The organism is Streptomyces sp. NPDC048275 (assembly GCF_040652275.1).
Taxonomy (GTDB): domain Bacteria; phylum Actinomycetota; class Actinomycetes; order Streptomycetales; family Streptomycetaceae; genus Streptomyces.
This window is the reverse complement of record NZ_JBEZLR010000007.1, coordinates 93971-108295: the sequence shown is the minus strand read 5'-3', so window position 1 is coordinate 108295 and position 14325 is coordinate 93971. Positions and strand designations below refer to the sequence as shown.

At 72.1% G+C, this 14325-nt stretch carries 12 protein-coding genes and 1 pseudogene; 7 read left to right on the top strand and 6 right to left on the bottom strand.

Going from position 1 to position 14325, the window contains the following annotated elements; genetic code table 11:
- Nucleotides 1-11 precede the first annotated feature (11 nt).
- The 3 genes from AB0D57_RS07070 to AB0D57_RS07060 all read right to left on the bottom strand — a co-directional run bounded on the left by AB0D57_RS07070 (nt 12) and on the right by AB0D57_RS07060 (nt 3067).
- Nucleotides 12-1109, bottom strand: coding sequence for a hypothetical protein (locus tag AB0D57_RS07070; RefSeq protein WP_362067947.1), 1098 nt, complete (start codon nt 1107-1109; stop codon nt 12-14).
- An 83-nt stretch (nt 1110-1192) separates the two neighbouring features.
- Nucleotides 1193-2380 carry a PP2C family protein-serine/threonine phosphatase gene (locus tag AB0D57_RS07065; protein ID WP_362067944.1) on the bottom strand — a complete coding sequence of 396 codons (1188 nt, stop codon included), beginning with the start codon at nt 2378-2380 and terminating at the stop codon, nt 1193-1195.
- A 51-nt stretch (nt 2381-2431) separates the two neighbouring features.
- Complete coding sequence (locus AB0D57_RS07060; protein WP_362067941.1) at nt 2432-3067, bottom strand: NAD(P)H-binding protein; 636 nt, start codon at nt 3065-3067, stop codon at nt 2432-2434.
- 176 nt (nt 3068-3243) lie between these two features.
- Here AB0D57_RS07060 and AB0D57_RS07055 point away from each other — a divergent pair, with 176 nt between their 5' ends.
- The gene (locus AB0D57_RS07055) at nt 3244-3666 is read left to right on the top strand and encodes a hypothetical protein (protein WP_362067938.1); all 423 of its coding nucleotides are present in this window, start codon (nt 3244-3246) and stop codon (nt 3664-3666) included.
- A gap of 121 nt (nt 3667-3787) precedes the next feature.
- Here AB0D57_RS07055 and AB0D57_RS07050 read toward each other — a convergent pair whose 3' ends face one another.
- Nucleotides 3788-4198, bottom strand: coding sequence for an SH3 domain-containing protein (locus AB0D57_RS07050; RefSeq protein ID WP_362067935.1), 411 nt, complete (start codon nt 4196-4198; stop codon nt 3788-3790).
- A 208-nt stretch (nt 4199-4406) separates the two neighbouring features.
- On the opposite strand from AB0D57_RS07050, the gene AB0D57_RS07045 reads away from it, so the two are divergent.
- Complete coding sequence (locus tag AB0D57_RS07045; RefSeq protein WP_362067932.1) at nt 4407-5285, top strand: hypothetical protein; 879 nt, start codon at nt 4407-4409, stop codon at nt 5283-5285.
- Here the strand turns inward: AB0D57_RS07045 and AB0D57_RS07040 are convergent.
- Nucleotides 5221-6579, bottom strand: a complete 1359-nt coding sequence (locus AB0D57_RS07040; RefSeq protein ID WP_362068131.1) for a PLP-dependent aminotransferase family protein — start codon at nt 6577-6579, stop codon at nt 5221-5223. The two genes, AB0D57_RS07045 and AB0D57_RS07040, sit on opposite strands and share 65 nt — an antisense overlap.
- A 140-nt stretch (nt 6580-6719) precedes the next feature.
- Here AB0D57_RS07040 and AB0D57_RS07035 point away from each other — a divergent pair, with 140 nt between their 5' ends.
- The 4 genes from AB0D57_RS07035 to AB0D57_RS07020 all read left to right on the top strand — a co-directional run bounded on the left by AB0D57_RS07035 (nt 6720) and on the right by AB0D57_RS07020 (nt 11101).
- Complete coding sequence (locus tag AB0D57_RS07035) at nt 6720-7520, top strand: alpha/beta hydrolase (protein ID WP_362067929.1); 801 nt, start codon at nt 6720-6722, stop codon at nt 7518-7520.
- Between the two features lie 80 nt (nt 7521-7600).
- Entirely contained in the window at nt 7601-8029 is a 429-nt protein-coding gene (locus tag AB0D57_RS07030) for a hypothetical protein (RefSeq protein WP_362067926.1), read from the top strand.
- An 85-nt stretch (nt 8030-8114) separates the two neighbouring features.
- Nucleotides 8115-9119: an endonuclease/exonuclease/phosphatase family protein gene (locus AB0D57_RS07025; RefSeq protein ID WP_362067923.1), complete on the top strand. Its 1005-nt coding sequence runs from the start codon at nt 8115-8117 to the stop codon at nt 9117-9119.
- Between the two features lie 38 nt (nt 9120-9157).
- Nucleotides 9158-11101, top strand: a complete 1944-nt coding sequence (locus AB0D57_RS07020; protein ID WP_362067920.1) for an FUSC family protein — start codon at nt 9158-9160, stop codon at nt 11099-11101.
- Nucleotides 11102-11396: 295 nt separating this feature from the next.
- Here the strand turns inward: AB0D57_RS07020 and AB0D57_RS07015 are convergent, their stop codons facing one another.
- Nucleotides 11397-13469, bottom strand: coding sequence for a PhoX family protein (locus tag AB0D57_RS07015; RefSeq protein WP_362067917.1), 2073 nt, complete (start codon nt 13467-13469; stop codon nt 11397-11399).
- Between the two features lie 231 nt (nt 13470-13700).
- Here AB0D57_RS07015 and AB0D57_RS07010 point away from each other — a divergent pair.
- Nucleotides 13701-14325, top strand: a pseudogene (locus AB0D57_RS07010) (Toxic cation resistance protein); the annotation flags it as partial.

Genomic DNA, 14325 nt, shown 5'->3' with positions numbered 1-14325 from the left:
TTGAACGGGTGTCACACCTGCGCCTGAAGCCGGCTGAGGTGCCGCTGGACGTGGTCCAGCGCGCCTCGCCGGCGTCCCGGAACGCGCAGGCGCAAGTCGGCCAGCGCGGGCCCGAGTTCACGGGCCCCCGCAGGGTCGCCGATCCGGCCCCACTGGTGGTGGGCCCGGTCCACGGCCGACTCCACGGCCGGGTCGTCGGGGGACTGCCCCGCGTCGAGGCGCGTGGTCGCCACCACCAGCCAGATCCGGCAGCTGCCCGCCGCGTCCCCCGCGAGCATCGCCAGGTCCGCCCGGACCTCCGCCCAGTGCAGGGCCTGTTCGGACGCGGCGCCCGAGGTGCGTCTCGCATCCTGTTCCCAGCGCGCGGCCAGCGTCGCGGCCTCGTGGTGGCGGCCCGCCTGCGCGGCGGCGGTGATCGCGGCATGCGGGTCCGGGACCACGGGCACCCACGCCTGGCTCGCAAGGACGATCCCCGGCTGCCCGCCCTCGGCGTCGGCGGCGGCACGGACCACCGACTGATGGTGCAGCAACGGCAGTTCGGGCCGGTGGCCGCTGCGCAGGATGGTGGCGACGGCCTTCATGTACGCCGGTGACGCCACCGTGCGCCGGCGCGGCGGCGGGGCGACGCGGCCGTACAGGCTGACGCCCGTCCCCACCGTGAGGCTGCCGGCGCTCGTCGTGCTCGTCGTGCTCGTCGCCAGGTACTCCCAGGTCTCCGCGTCGGCGTGCAGGTCGACCATGAGCGTGGTGCTGCCCGGCGGGCGCAGCCGCAGTTCCTCGGTGATCCAGTGCCAGGGGAAGCCCGTGTAGCGGACGGTCGCCGGGGTGGTGCGGGCCAGCGCGAGGTGGGGCAGGCGCTGGCGGCGGTCCAGTTGGAGCTGGCCCGTCACGAACATCGTCAGCGGGCCGGGGGCCGTCGCCGCCGCGCGCAGCCGGGTCAGGACCGCCTGCGGCTCCAGCGGGTCGGCCAGTTCCACCACGTTCGCCGTGTCCGTGCCGGACAGCACCGCGGGGGACACGGCCGCGAGCACGGGGAGCACGGACGCCGCGTCCACCAGACGCCCCTTGCCCACCGGCGAGGCCGCGAGGAGCAGCACGGTTCCGGGCATCGTTTCCTCCCCCATCGATCACTTACGTCAGCACCGTAGCCGCTGCGCGTGCAAAGGGGGGACGGCGGAGTGCAAACGCCCGCCTATGGCTGGGCTTGCCCCCACTTCTTCGGCTGTCGGGGGCGTCGTACGGCGAAGATCGTGGTGTCGTCGGCCAGTCGGCCGCCGCAGTGCCGCAGTGTGCCGTCGCGGACGAACTGGACGAGGTACTGGGGCTCCGCGGCGCGCGCGTCCTCGGCCAGGGCGCGGGCGACGCGGTCGCGGAGGGGGAAGAACTCACCACCGGCGTCGCGGGCCTCGGTGACACCGTCGGTGACCAGGAGCAGGGTCTCGCCGGGAGCCAGCCGGACGCTGAGCACGGGCGGCGGGCCGTACGCCAACTCGCTCAGACCGAGCGGGAGACCGTCCCCGGGCGGCAGCGAGCGCACGCCGTCGGGGGCGATCACGAGCGGCGGTTCATGGCCGAAGTTGACGATCTCGATGGTGTTCTCGTCGGCTTCCGGAAAGCCGACGAGGATCCCGGTGGCGAAGCGGTCGCCGTCGTCGTCGCCGAGCGCGACGTGGTAGCGGACCTGCCGGAGCATCCGTACCTCCAGGCGGTCGGCGACTGTGCTGAGCAGCGGCTCGTGGTACGCCGCCTCGCGGAACGTGCCCAGCAGCGCGGCCGCCGCCTCCACCGCGCCGAGCCCCTTGCCCTGTACGTCACCGAGCAGGACGCGGGTGCCGTACCGGCCGGGCTGGATGTCGTAGAAGTCGCCGCCGACGCGGGCCTCGCTGTCCGCGGCGAGGTACACGGCCGCGTGGTCGAGGTCGCCCCAGCCCGGCGCCAGCGGGCGCAGGACGACGCGCCGGGTGGTATCGACGACGTCCTGCATGTGCAACATGCGCCGCTCGCCGCGGACGCGGACCACGCAGGCCAGCACGGCGAGGATGCCGCCGACGGTGACGAGGATGAAGTCGGGCACGCCCGTCTGGGACTGCTCCTCCCAGGACGCGTCCACCATGATGTAGGTGGCCACCGAGAGCACCACGAACACCACCGTGCCCCACACCCCGCAGATCGCCGCCGCGATACCGGGCACGAGCACGATCCAGGAGATGAACCGGAAGTCGTCGGAGGTGTTCCAGTCGAGCACCCCGATGGCGACGAGCAGCAGCAGCGGCGGCACCCAGGCGACACTGCGGCCACGCACGCGCAGCAGCGTCTGCCGCTGGACGAAGTCCGCCCGCCCGGCGGGAGGTGGTTCGAGCGTGGATCTCGGGCCGTCCACCTCGCCGCACCGCCTCGTTCCTCGTATGTGTCCTCTTGTCCGTGTGCGCCGTCAGTACGCGACCGACATCCGGGTGCGCGGGTACGCGTCCTGCTCCAGCTCGTCGACGAAGGCGATCGCGTAGTCCTCGGCGGTGATCCGGCTGTTGCCGTGCTCATCGGTGAGCAGCTGGTCACCTCCCAGCCGGAACCGGCCGGTACGGGTGCCGGGGCCGATCTCCGCGGCGGGCGAGACGTAGGTCCAGTCGACGTCGTGGACGGTGCGGTAGAAGGAGAGGGCTTCGCGGTGGGCGAGCGCCTCGGCAAGGTAGGCCTCGGGGAAGCCGGGCTGGTCGAGCAACGCCTGTCCGGGCGCGATCTCCAGGCTGCCCGCGCCGCCGACGACCACGAGCCGGCCCACTCCGGCCGCCCTGGCGCCCGCCACCAATGCCTCGTTGATCGCGAGGAAGGGCGCCGTGGGGTCCGTACCGTCCCTGGGTGGCACACACGCCGAGGCCATCGCGTCCGCGCCCGCCGACAGCTCCGCCACCTTCACCGCGTCGGAGGCGTCCGCGGCGGTCGCGGTGACCCCGGGGATCGGGGACTGCCCGGACCGGCTCACGGCCACGATCTGGTGCCCGCGCGACGACGCCTCCGTGGCGATACGGCTGCCGACCATGCCGGTGGCGCCGAAGAGTACGAGCTTCATGAAACTCAGCGAAACACGTGGCCAGGGCCCCCGCATCCCGACTTGCCACCCGCTCGGGCGGGGTGTGCCCTGGAAGGCAGGGGCGAGGAGAGAGGAGTGCTCCCATGGCTCACGCGGCATCTGCCTCATCGGCGTCAGGGGCACGAGGCACATCAGGCGCAGTAGGTACATCAGGCATGTCCGGCACGTCAGGCACATCTGGAACGCCCGACATCTTCGACGCGCGCACCCACGCCATCGCGAAGTGGGCGGTGCCCGTCGTCGGCGGGCTCATCTACGGGTACTGGGCGGCGGCCATCAACCGCGACGCCGGACCGATCACGGGCTGGAACATCCTGTTCGGGTTCGTGGTCGCGATCGTGGCCGCCGCCGCCTACATCGGCGTCCGCAAGGTGGCGACGCTGCTGAAGCGCGAACTGCACGCGGTGCTGTGGGCCGCCTTCGCGGGCATCGCCTTCGGCTTCCTCTACAACCAGACCGGTGAGACCGTGCTGCGGTCCACGCTCATGTCGCTGGCGGTCGCGGCGGGCGTGTTCGCGGTGAGCTTCTACCGCTACTACACGCACGAGGACGCGGAGGGACACCCGGACACGCGGTAGAACCGTGACGCGGGTGCGGTCACGCAGATGTGCGGCACATGGCGCACGGGGCCCCGGCAGGCTGCCGGGGCCCCGTGCCATCCCTCACTCACCTACCCCCTGGGAGCAACTCCCAGGAGCCCTAGAAGAAGCCGAAGCCCAGATTCGAGCAACCGTGCACGCCCCGCCCGTACGTGTCCACGAACGCGGCGCTGACCCAGCCCCGCGCCCCGACGAGCCAGTACCAGGTCGAGATGCCGAAGACGCTGTCCCCGCGTACCGCGCACTCGACAAGGTCCAGGCTGCCCGGCGAAAGCCGGTAGACCACGGATGAGTTCGCGGTGGGCAGCTGTCGTACGTTCAGGACTCCGCCGGAGCGGATGATGCCCCATACGGGGTTGTTGGAGCCGCCGTTGGCGCTGATGTGCGCAGGGTTGCCGCTGATGTGTGCGGGCGGGGCCGCCGCCGTCGAGGTGCCCGCCGTCACGGCGGTCACCACCGCGCCGGTGAGCAGGGCCGCGGCAAGGGTCCGCAGGGTCGGATTGGTCCGCATGTAGGCCTCCTTCTCCCCAGACCAGGTAACACCCGTTCGGGTGAGCCCTCCACCGGAGAGGGTGTCGGCCGTGCGGTTACTGGGCTCCGGGCGGATCGACGCGCGGGCTTCGTACGGATCGGCCGGGCCTGTTCGTACGGCTTGTCATATGCGCCCATATGCAGGCACACCGCTCGCACTCACCGTCCATGCGGCCTTGCCTGATGGGGTGTCCCCACGTGTCCGGAGCACCCTGTCGGCCGCCCTCATCGTCCTCGCCTGCCTGCTCGCGCCGCTCGGCGCGCTCTCGACCTGGGCGACGTACGACATCGGGAACAGCGGCCGGTACGAGGCCGCGATGGCGCCGCTCGCCGCCGACGCGGACGTGCGGGAGGCGATCGCCGACGCCGTCACCGACGGGATCCTGCGCGAAGTCCACGTGGGGCCGGCGCTCCAGGATCCGGTGCACCACTTCCTGCGGGACGCCGTGCGCTCGTTCACCCGGACACCGGCGTTCCGCACGGCGTGGGAGGCGGCGAACCGGGCCGCGCACGACGCCGTGATGCGGGCGCTGCGCAGTGACCGCGAGGGGGCCGTGACGATCGATCTCGCGCCCGTCACCGAGCTGCTGAAGAGTCACCTCACCGCCGAGAACGTGCCGTTGGCGAACCGTATCCCCGTCGAGCACACCGAGATCACGGTGTTGCGGGCCGATGATCTGGCCGAGCTCCGGAAGGGGTTCCACATGTTCGAAGTCGCCGGTTTCTGGCTCCCGGCCGCGGCGGCCGCCCTCGCCGTGACCGGCGTCCTCGTCGCGGTGTGCCGCAGGCGGGCGCTCCTCGCGACGGGGCTCGGCACGGCGCTGGGCGCCGCGCTGCTCGGCGTCGCGGTCGCCGTCGGCCGCCGGCTCACGATCGCCGAACTGCCGCCCGGCGTGTCCCCCGCGGCGGTGGGCGCGGTCTACGACGCCCTCACGGACACCCTCCGCCTCGTCTCCTGGGCCCTGGCCGCCCTCGGCGTCGCGGTGACGCTGACCGCCCTGCTCACGGCCGCGTACGCGCGACATCGGCGAGCGTCCGCAGCGCCCGCACAAGCTCCGGGGGAGTAGCCGACGCGAGTCCGAGCCTGACCGCGTCCGGAGCCGCCTGGGCGGAGAAGGCCGAGCCCGGGGTCACCGCGATCCCCCGCACCGCCGCTGCCGCCGTGAACATGTCCGCCCGCCAGGGTGCGGGCAGCTCCCACCAGGCGCAGTACGCCCGTGGATCGGCCCGTACGCGGAACCCGGCGAGGTGCTCGGCGACGAGCCGCTGACGCCGCGCCGCGTCGGCGCGCTTGGCCCGGACCAGGCGGTCGACCGTGCCGTCGGCGATCCAGCGGACCGCGGCCTCCAGGGCGAAGCGTCCCGCGGTCCACGCCCCGGAGCGCAGGGCCGCCGCCACGCCGTCGACCCGGCCCTCCGGGGCGACGAGGAAGCCGAGCGTGAGTCCGGGCGCGACACGCTTGGAGAGGCCGTCGACGACGTAGGTGCGCTCGGGGGCGTACGCGGCGAGCGGGTCGAGGCCGCCCTCACGTGCGTCACGTCCGTCACGTCCGTCATGTTCGCCATGAAGGAAGGACCAGACGCGGTCCTCGACGAGGGGAAGGTCCACGGCCCGTGCCACTGCCGCCAGTTGGCGGCGGCGCGCGTCCCCCATCGTCACCGACGTCGGATTGTGCAGCGTCGGCTGGACGTACACGGCGGACAGCGGCGCCGAGCGATGGGCCGCGGCGACGGCGTCCGGGCACAGGCCCTGTTCGTCCATGGCGAGCGGGACCAGGGTGTGACCCAGGCGCGTCGCGATCTCCTTGACCAGGGGATACGTCAAGGACTCGACACCGACGCGGCCTCCCGGACGGACAAGGGCGGCGAGCGCGGCCGCGATGGCCTGGCGGGTGTTGCCGGCGAAGGCCAGCCGGGACGGGGCGGGGCGCCAGCCCGGGGTGGCGAGGAGGGCGGCGGCGGCCTCGCGGGCGGGGGCCGTACCGGTGGCGGGCGCCGTGCGCAGGGACTCCGCGAGGACGTCGGGGCGCAGCAGCGGGGCGAGGGCGGGGGCCAGCAGCTCCGACTGGCCGGTCACGGACGGGTAGTTGAGCTGCATGTCGACCATCGCGGTGGCGGCCGTCGGCTCGGTGAGCGCACGACCCGAGGGCACCGGGGCGGCGCGGACGAACGTGCCGCGCCCGACCTCGCCGACCACCAGCCCGCGCCGCACCAGTTCCCCGTACACCCGCCCCGCCGTCGACCCGGCGATCCCGCGCCGCCGGGCGAACGCCCGCTGCGGGGGCAGCCGTTCGCCGGGCTTGAGCCGCCCTGCGGCGATGTCGTCGGCGAGCCGATCGGCGATGCGCCGGTAGTCGTCCACGCGGCGGTGATCGTCCACGCGACGCTGATCGCCCATTCCACGTTGATCACCCACGCGACAGCCCCCTCAACCCACCCGCATTGCACCGAGGGCAAAGATCTTATTGCACCGAGGAGTTGGCCGGACCTAGGGTCGTGACCATGGCACCCTTCCTCGCGTACGAGGACAAAGGGGGCGTCGGCTCGTCGGCGCTCCCTCTCGTCCTGATCCACGGCCACCCCTTCGACCACACCATGTGGGCCCCGCAGATCACCGCGTTCTCCCCCACCCGCCGCGTCATCGCCCCGGACCTGCGCGGCTACGGCGCGTCCCCGGTGGTCCCCGGCATCACCCCGCTCGCCACCTTCGCCGAGGACATCGCGGCGCTCCTGGACGACCTGGGCGTGACCGAGTTCGTGCTGGCCGGGCTCTCCATGGGCGGGCAGATCGCGATGGAGTGCCACCGGCAGTTCCCGCAGCGGATCCGGGGGCTGGTGCTGGCCGACACGTTCCCGGCGGCCGAGACACCGGAGGGCAGGAAGGCCCGCGCCGACATGGCGGACCGGCTGCTGCGCGAGGGGATGCGGGGCTACGCCGACGAGGTGCTGCACAAGATGGTCGCGCCGTACGCGGACGCGGAGGTCGCGGCGCACGTGCACCGCATGATGACCGCCACACCGGCCGAAGGCGCGGTGGCGGCCCTGCGGGGGCGGGCGGAACGCCCCGACTACCGCGACCTGCTGACCCGGGTCACCGTCCCGGCCCTCGTCGTCGTGGGCGCCGACGACGAGTACACCCCGGTCTCCGACGCGGAGGCGATGCACGCGGCGCTGCCCGACTCGACGCTCCGCGTGGTCGAGTCGGCGGCCCACATGCCGAACCTGGAGCGGGCGGAGGAGTTCAACGGGGCGCTGGCGGAGTTCCTGACCCGGGTGGAGAACAGCCCCCGGCCGACCGGGTGACCCATTCGGCCCACCCCGAGTGCGGCCCCGCCTCCCCCGGGCGAACCTGCGGGTGAGCTCCCGGCCCCGAGGAGGCCCCCATGACTGCTCAGCACACCGTGACCCCCACCCCCCAGCCCCCCGGCGGCTCGTCCTGGGCCCTGGGCGGCACGGTCTTCGCCGGCGTCCTGATGATGGTCATCGGCGTGGTGGGCGTGCTCAACGGCATCGCGGGGATCGCGTCGAACGACGTCTACCAGCGCATCGGCACCTACATCTACGAGTTCAACCTCACCACCTGGGGCTGGATCCACCTCGTCATCGGCGTCCTGGTGGCCGTCACCGGCTGGGGCATCCTGAAGGGCGCGGCCTGGGCACGCGGCGTGGGCATCGGCCTCACCGCCCTCTTCATGATCGAGTACTTCTTGTTCCTCCCCTACGCCCCCGTCTGGTCCGTCATCGCCATCGCCCTCGCGGTCTTCGTCATGTGGTCTCTGGCCACGGCGGACCGCACCTCCATCACGCCGTAACCCGGTCCGCGTCAACCATCCCCCCGCCCCTCCCGTCTTTGAGGAAGGATTCCCCACCCCACTCGAGCCAGCGGAAGGCCGGGACTTGGACACTGCGGCAGCCGACTGGGCGGGCCCGGACGAGCGGGAGCGGCGGCGGTCGCGCGGACGGACGGCCGGGGCCTGGGCGGCCGGACTGCTGCTGGCCGGGGTGAGTGTCGTGGTCGGATGCCGGGCCGCCGACACCGACGGGATCACCCCCGTGCCGCAACTGCTCGCCTTCCTGCCCTGGCTCCTCGCACCGACCGGACTCGGCCTGGTGTTCGCGCTGTTCGCGCGATGGCGGGTCGGGATGCTGTGGGGCGTGCTGGTGCTGGGGGCGCTCGCCTGGTTCATCGAGCCGTACGGCAAGACCGGTCAGCCGAGTGGGGCTTCCCTCGCCGAGCTGCGGGTGATGACCTCCAACGTGCAGTTCGGGGCGGGAACGGAGTCACTGATCGCCGCCGTCGAACGGCAGCGGCCCGACATCGTGTTCGTCCAGGAGTGCGAGACCACCTGCTCCACCGCACTCCGGAACACCTTCCAAGGGGGCGCGTATCCCTACCGCGCCTCCGTCGAGGGCGCCGGGTCCGACGGATCCTTGATCATCAGCCGGTTCCCGCTCACCAGAGCGGACGGCGTGCGCGGGACGATGGGGATGCCGGGAGCCGTGGCCGACGTCGACGGGCATGCCGTACGGCTCCAGCTCGCGCATCCCATGCCCCCGCTGCCCGGACAGCTCGACGTGTGGCGCGACGAACTCGGCGAACTGCGCGACTACGCCGCCGGGGACAGGAACACCCCCACCATCCTCGCCGGGGACTTCAACGCCTCCCAGGACCACGCCGCGTTCCGCCGCATCCTCGACACCGGCCTGCGCGACGCCTCCCGGCTGGCGGGCTCCCCGCGCACCCCGAGCTGGCCCGCCCCGACCACTCCCACCCTCGGCGCCCAGATCGACCACGTCCTCGTCTCCGAGGACTTCTCCGCGGACAAGGCCACCTTCTTCGGCATCACCGGCAGCGACCATCGCGCGCTCGTCGTCGATGTCGTCCTCCACCAGCGAAAATGAACCCGGTAGCGGTCGCGCGGTGCGACCATAATGGGGCCATGTCCCGCCAGTTGCCCATCGGCCTCAGCCCTCCCGACTGGCTGGCCAGGAACCTCCGGCCGGAGCCGGCCCCCGTCCCCTGGGCCGCCGCCGCCCGCGCCGCGATCGCGATGGCGCTGCCGCTCGCCATCGGCCTCGCGGTGGGCAACCCCGCCTACGGCGCCCTCGCCTCCATGGGCGCCCTGTCGGGCGTCATCGGCGACACCGCGGACGCCTATCGCATGCGCATCCTCAACATCGCCGTGCCCCAGCTCTTCGGCGCGATCGGCGTCACCATCGGCGCGCTCGTCCACGGCCACGGCTGGGTCGCCGTCGGCGCGCTCACCGGCGTCGCGCTCATCTCCGGGATGATCTCGACGATCGGCTCCGTGGCCTCCGTGTCCGGGCTGTTGCTGCTCCTCAACTGCGTCATCGGCGCCGGGCTGCCGCTGCCGGGCGCGTGGTGGCTGGCGCCCCTGCTGATGTCCGGCGGCGGCCTCCTCGTCCTCGCGCTGGCGCTGCTCGCGTGGCCGCTGCGCTCGGGCGTACCGGAGCGGGCGGCCGTCGCACAGACGTACCGGACGGTGGCGGACCTGCTCGCCGCGAGCGGCACCGACGCCTACGACGACCTGCGCATCGCCGTCACCCGGTCCCTCAACAAGTCGTACGACCTCGCCCTCGCCCGGCGCGCCTTCCACCACGGCCGCAGCCACGACCTCGTACGGCTGCTGGCCCAGCTGAACGCCATCTCGCCCGTCGTCGAAGCCGCTCCGGCCGCCCACCAGTTCGGCGAACCAATGCCCCCCGAGGTCCCCGACGCCGTACGCCATCTCGCCGACGCCGTCGAGACCGGCTACACCGGGCCGATAGGGCTCCGGCTCCCGGTCGCGACCAACGAGACCTCGCGCGCCGTCAATCACGCCCTGCGGCACGCCGCCGATGTCGTCACCGACCAGTCCGCCGGAACCAGGGACCCACGCAACCTCGACGACCGGCTCGGCCGGCCCGCCGCCCTGCGCATCCGCGGCGCGCGCGCCGCGCGCAACGTCGTCATGTCCGCCGCCTCCTGGCGCTACGGCCTGCGCCTCGCCCTGTGCATCGGCCTCGCGCAGGCCCTGGTCTCGCTCGTGCCGGTGCCGCGCTCGTACTGGGTCGCCCTGACCATCACCTTCGTCATGAAGCCCGACTTCGGGTCGGTCTTCTCCCGGGCGCTGTTGCGCGCGGTGGGCACGGTCGCCGGGCTGGTCGTCGCGGCCGGGGTCCTGGCCTTGGTGCCGCTCGGCTGGTGGGACGTGCCGGTGCTGTTCGTCCTCGCCCCGCTCATCCCGGTCCTCACCCCACGGGGATACGGCCACCAGACCGCCGCCGTCACCCCCGTGATCCTCCTCCTCTCCGACGTCCTCAACCGCCAGGGCACCGCCCTGCTGGTGCCCCGGCTCGTCGACTCCCTCATGGGATGCGCGATCGCGATCGTCGCCGGTTATCTGCTGTGGCCGGAGAGCTGGCACACCCGGGTCGGCGACCGGCTCGCGAACGCGGTCGCCGACACCGCCCGCTATGTGGAGTACGCGTTCGGCGACGACGTCGACCCCGTCGCCCGCGCCCGGAAGCGGCGGCACCTCTACCGCGACCTGTCCGCCATCCGTACGGAGTTCCAGCGCGCCCTCAGCGAACCCCCGCCCAATGGACGCCGCGCCGCCGCCTGGATGCCGCTCGTCGTCGCCGTCGAGCGGATCGTGGACGCGACGACCGCGGCCGGGGTGCGCGTCCGGCACGGAGCCCAGCCCCCGTCGGCGCTCGAGGTGTCCCACATCGTGTTTCAGCTACGGGAGTTGTCGCAGGGGCTGCGCGAGACGGACGTACTCTTCGCGGTCCGTACGGATCTCACGGGGCCCGCGGGCAGCGTGCTGGAGCCGCTCCGACAGGAGGTCGCGGCGGCCCGGTCGATCACCTCACCGCACTGAGGTTCTCGGCACAACGACGTGCGGGCCGCCCCCCTGAACGAAGGGACAGCCCGCACAGTGCCAGCCAGCTGACTAGGGCCTGTCCGGCGGATCAAGTCGCGGGAAATCGGCGGCGCCCTATAAGCGCTGATGAGCGGCGTCTGGTGCGTCCAACTGCAAGGCGGAGGAGGGCGTCGACGCGATGGGGGTCCCCCCGCTCGAGCGAAGCCGAGAGTGGGGGAGTCGGCAACCGACGACAACGCCGCAGATGGGCGTGCCAGACCCCGCGTCTGCGGCATGATCCGCCGGACAGGCCCTAGACGCCGATGTCGCAGCCGTCCGCGCGCCACACCGCGACGACCGCCGGGCGGACGATCTTCCCGGCCCCGTCGGGCCAGATGCTCGCCGGCTTCTCGACCGTCGCGCCGGAGATCTCGCCCGGGTGCTGGACAGAGACGAGTACGCGCCGGTCCTGGACAAGCGGGCCGCAGGTCTCGGCACCGTTCGGCACGGTCAGGAACTGTTTGAGCTCACCGCGCCGGTCGCCCTTGGTCGCGACGCCGAACAGTCCGTCGTGCGAGCCGAGCTGGTTGCCGTCGGTGGAGATCCACAGGTTGCCGTGGTCGTCGAAGGCCACGTTGTCCGGGCAGGAGATGGGGCTGACCTTTTCCTTCGGGAAACCCGCGAAGTACGTGGCCGGGTCGGTCGGGTCGCCCGCGACGAGGAACAGCGACCAGGCGAACCTGGTGCTCTCCGGCCGGTTCCAGCGCTCGGTGAGCTCCAGGATGTGGCCGTGCTTGTTGGCGTTGCGCGGGTTGGCCTCGTCCGCCTTGGCGTTGCTGCCGACACCGCGGTTGGTGTTGTTGGTCAGCGCGACGTAGACCTTGCCGGTCACCGGGGAGGGCTCGATGTCCTCGGGCCGGTCCATCTTCGTGGCGCCCACCTTGTCACCGGCCAGCCGGGTGAAGACGAACACCTCGTCGGCGGTCATGCCCTCGACGTGCGAGACGGCGCCCTTCGCGGTCGCGGTGGCCAGCGGGATCCACTCACCGCTGCCGTCGAACTCACCGTCGTTCGGGAGCTTTCCGGTGCCGTCGATCTCGATCACCGGGGAGTCGCCGGTCAGCTTCGCGACGTACAGCGTCCCTTCGTCGAGCAGCGAGAGATTGTGCTCGCGGACGGCCCGCCCGCTCCCGCGCTTCATCTTCTTGCTGCCGACGAACTTGTAGAAGTAGTCGAAGCGCTCGTCGTCGCCGGTGTAGATGACCGGCCGGCCGTCGTGCGTCAGCCGCACGGTCGCGCCCTCGTGCTTGAAGCGGCCCAGCGCGGTGTGCTTGCGGGGCGCGGAGCTGGGGTCGTACGGGTCGAGCTCGACGACGTAGCCGAAGCGGTGGACCTCGTTCGGCTCCTGGGCGACATCGAATCGCTTGTCGAAACGCTCCCACTTGCGCTCGCTGGCGCCGGTGCCGATTCCGTAGCGCGTGTCCGTCGCCCGGCTGCTGTTGGCGAAGTACTGGTTGAAGTTCTCCTCGCCGTGCAGGGTCGTGCCCCACGGAGTCGTGCCGCCGGCACAGTTGTTGAGGGTGCCGAGGGCCTTGGTGCCGGTGGGGTCGGCGGAGGTCTTGAGGAGGTCCGACCCCGCTGCCGGGCCGGTGATCCGGAACTCGGTGGTGGCGGTGACGCGCCGGTTGAGCTGGTGGCGCGGGACGGCGGTGAGCTTGCCGGTCTTCCGGTCCTCCTCGACGACCACGGCGGACAGGCCGTGCGCCGCCCAGGCGATCTCGACCTGCTCACGGGTCGGGTTCGCGGCGTCGTACCCGCGGAACATCAGGACCTCGTCGGTGTACTCGTGGTTGGCGACGAGGATCTGCCGGCCGCGCTCGCCGGGCAGCGGCAGCAGCGCGATGAAGTCGTTGTTGTAGCCGAACTGCGCCGCCTGCGCCTTCGCCGTCTGGTTCTCCGGGTCGAAGGCGGGGGCGCCGCGGAGGATGGGCTCGCCCCAGCGGATGACGACGTTCTGGCGGTAGCCGTCGGGTATCACCACGGCGTCGGTGGTGTTGGGGGCGACGGGGGTGAAGCGCAGCCCGCGTGCACCCTTCTGGGTCTTGTACCCGGTGTCGCTGCCGCTCGCCGTGGCCGCCTGGGCCTGCGGGGCGCCGGTGCCGACGACGGCGGTGCCCGCGGCGGTGGCGACGGTCACGACGGCCGCGGCCCGCATCATCGAACGGCGGCTCAGCGCGCCGGCGATGACGTCACCGACGTACTCGTTGTCGCTGGTGTTGGGCACCTCGTGGAAGCAGGCGTTACCACAACGGAACCGGCAGGTCAGGGCGGACCGCCCACCGGGGTGTGAACTGGGCGTTCCTATCAACGGCAGGAGTCTGCGCACTTTACTCTCCCCATAAAAGCCCTTGGTGTCAGCGTGACGCTAGGGGGGACGGTGTGCAGGAACGCGGCGGCCGGGTGAACGAGGGGTGAACCTGCCGAATCCGTGGGGCCCTTGACACCACGATCCGTCGATACTCGACCCTGCCCAAGATCACCACCGGCGGCGGCTAACCTTACGTGTCCGTCCTGGCCAGGGATTGACGGGCTACAACTCATGCGAAGGGTTGCGCACATGGGCATTCTCACTCTCCTGCGGAACGTGTTCGGCCGCTCACGCGAGGAGCGCGACGCCGACGCGGAGACCTCGACCACGACGATTCCGGCCCAGGAGACCCACCCGGCTCCTGCACGGGTTCCTGCGGAGCCTGAGGCCGAGCGGGTTCCTGCGGAGCCCGAGCCGAAGATTCCCGCACCTTCGTCCGAGCCGACGCCGACGGCATCCAGTGCCGCGCCCAAGCCGTCCGTAGTGGACGATCTGGTGTCAGCAGCCTTCGACAACGTGACGGTCCCCAAGCCCACCCAGCCAGAGCCGACCGCGGCCCCGGATATCAAGACCGAGGTAAAGGCTGAGGCTGAGGCGGAGACCGAGGTTACGACCGAGCCCGAAGCCGAGGCCGTCGCAGAGACGCCCGCACCCGAACCGAAGCCGGAGCTTGCAGCCGAGCCGGAGATTGTCCCCGAGCCCGAGCCCGAGGTTGAGGTTGAGATCGCGGCTGAGGCTGAGCCCGAAGTCGAGGCTGTCGCGGAGGCACCCGCACCCGAACCGAAGCCCGAAGTTACGGACGAGCCCGAGGCTGGAGCCGAGGTCGCAGCTGAGGCCGAGCCCGAAGCCGAGGCCGTCGCGGAAGCAGCCGCAC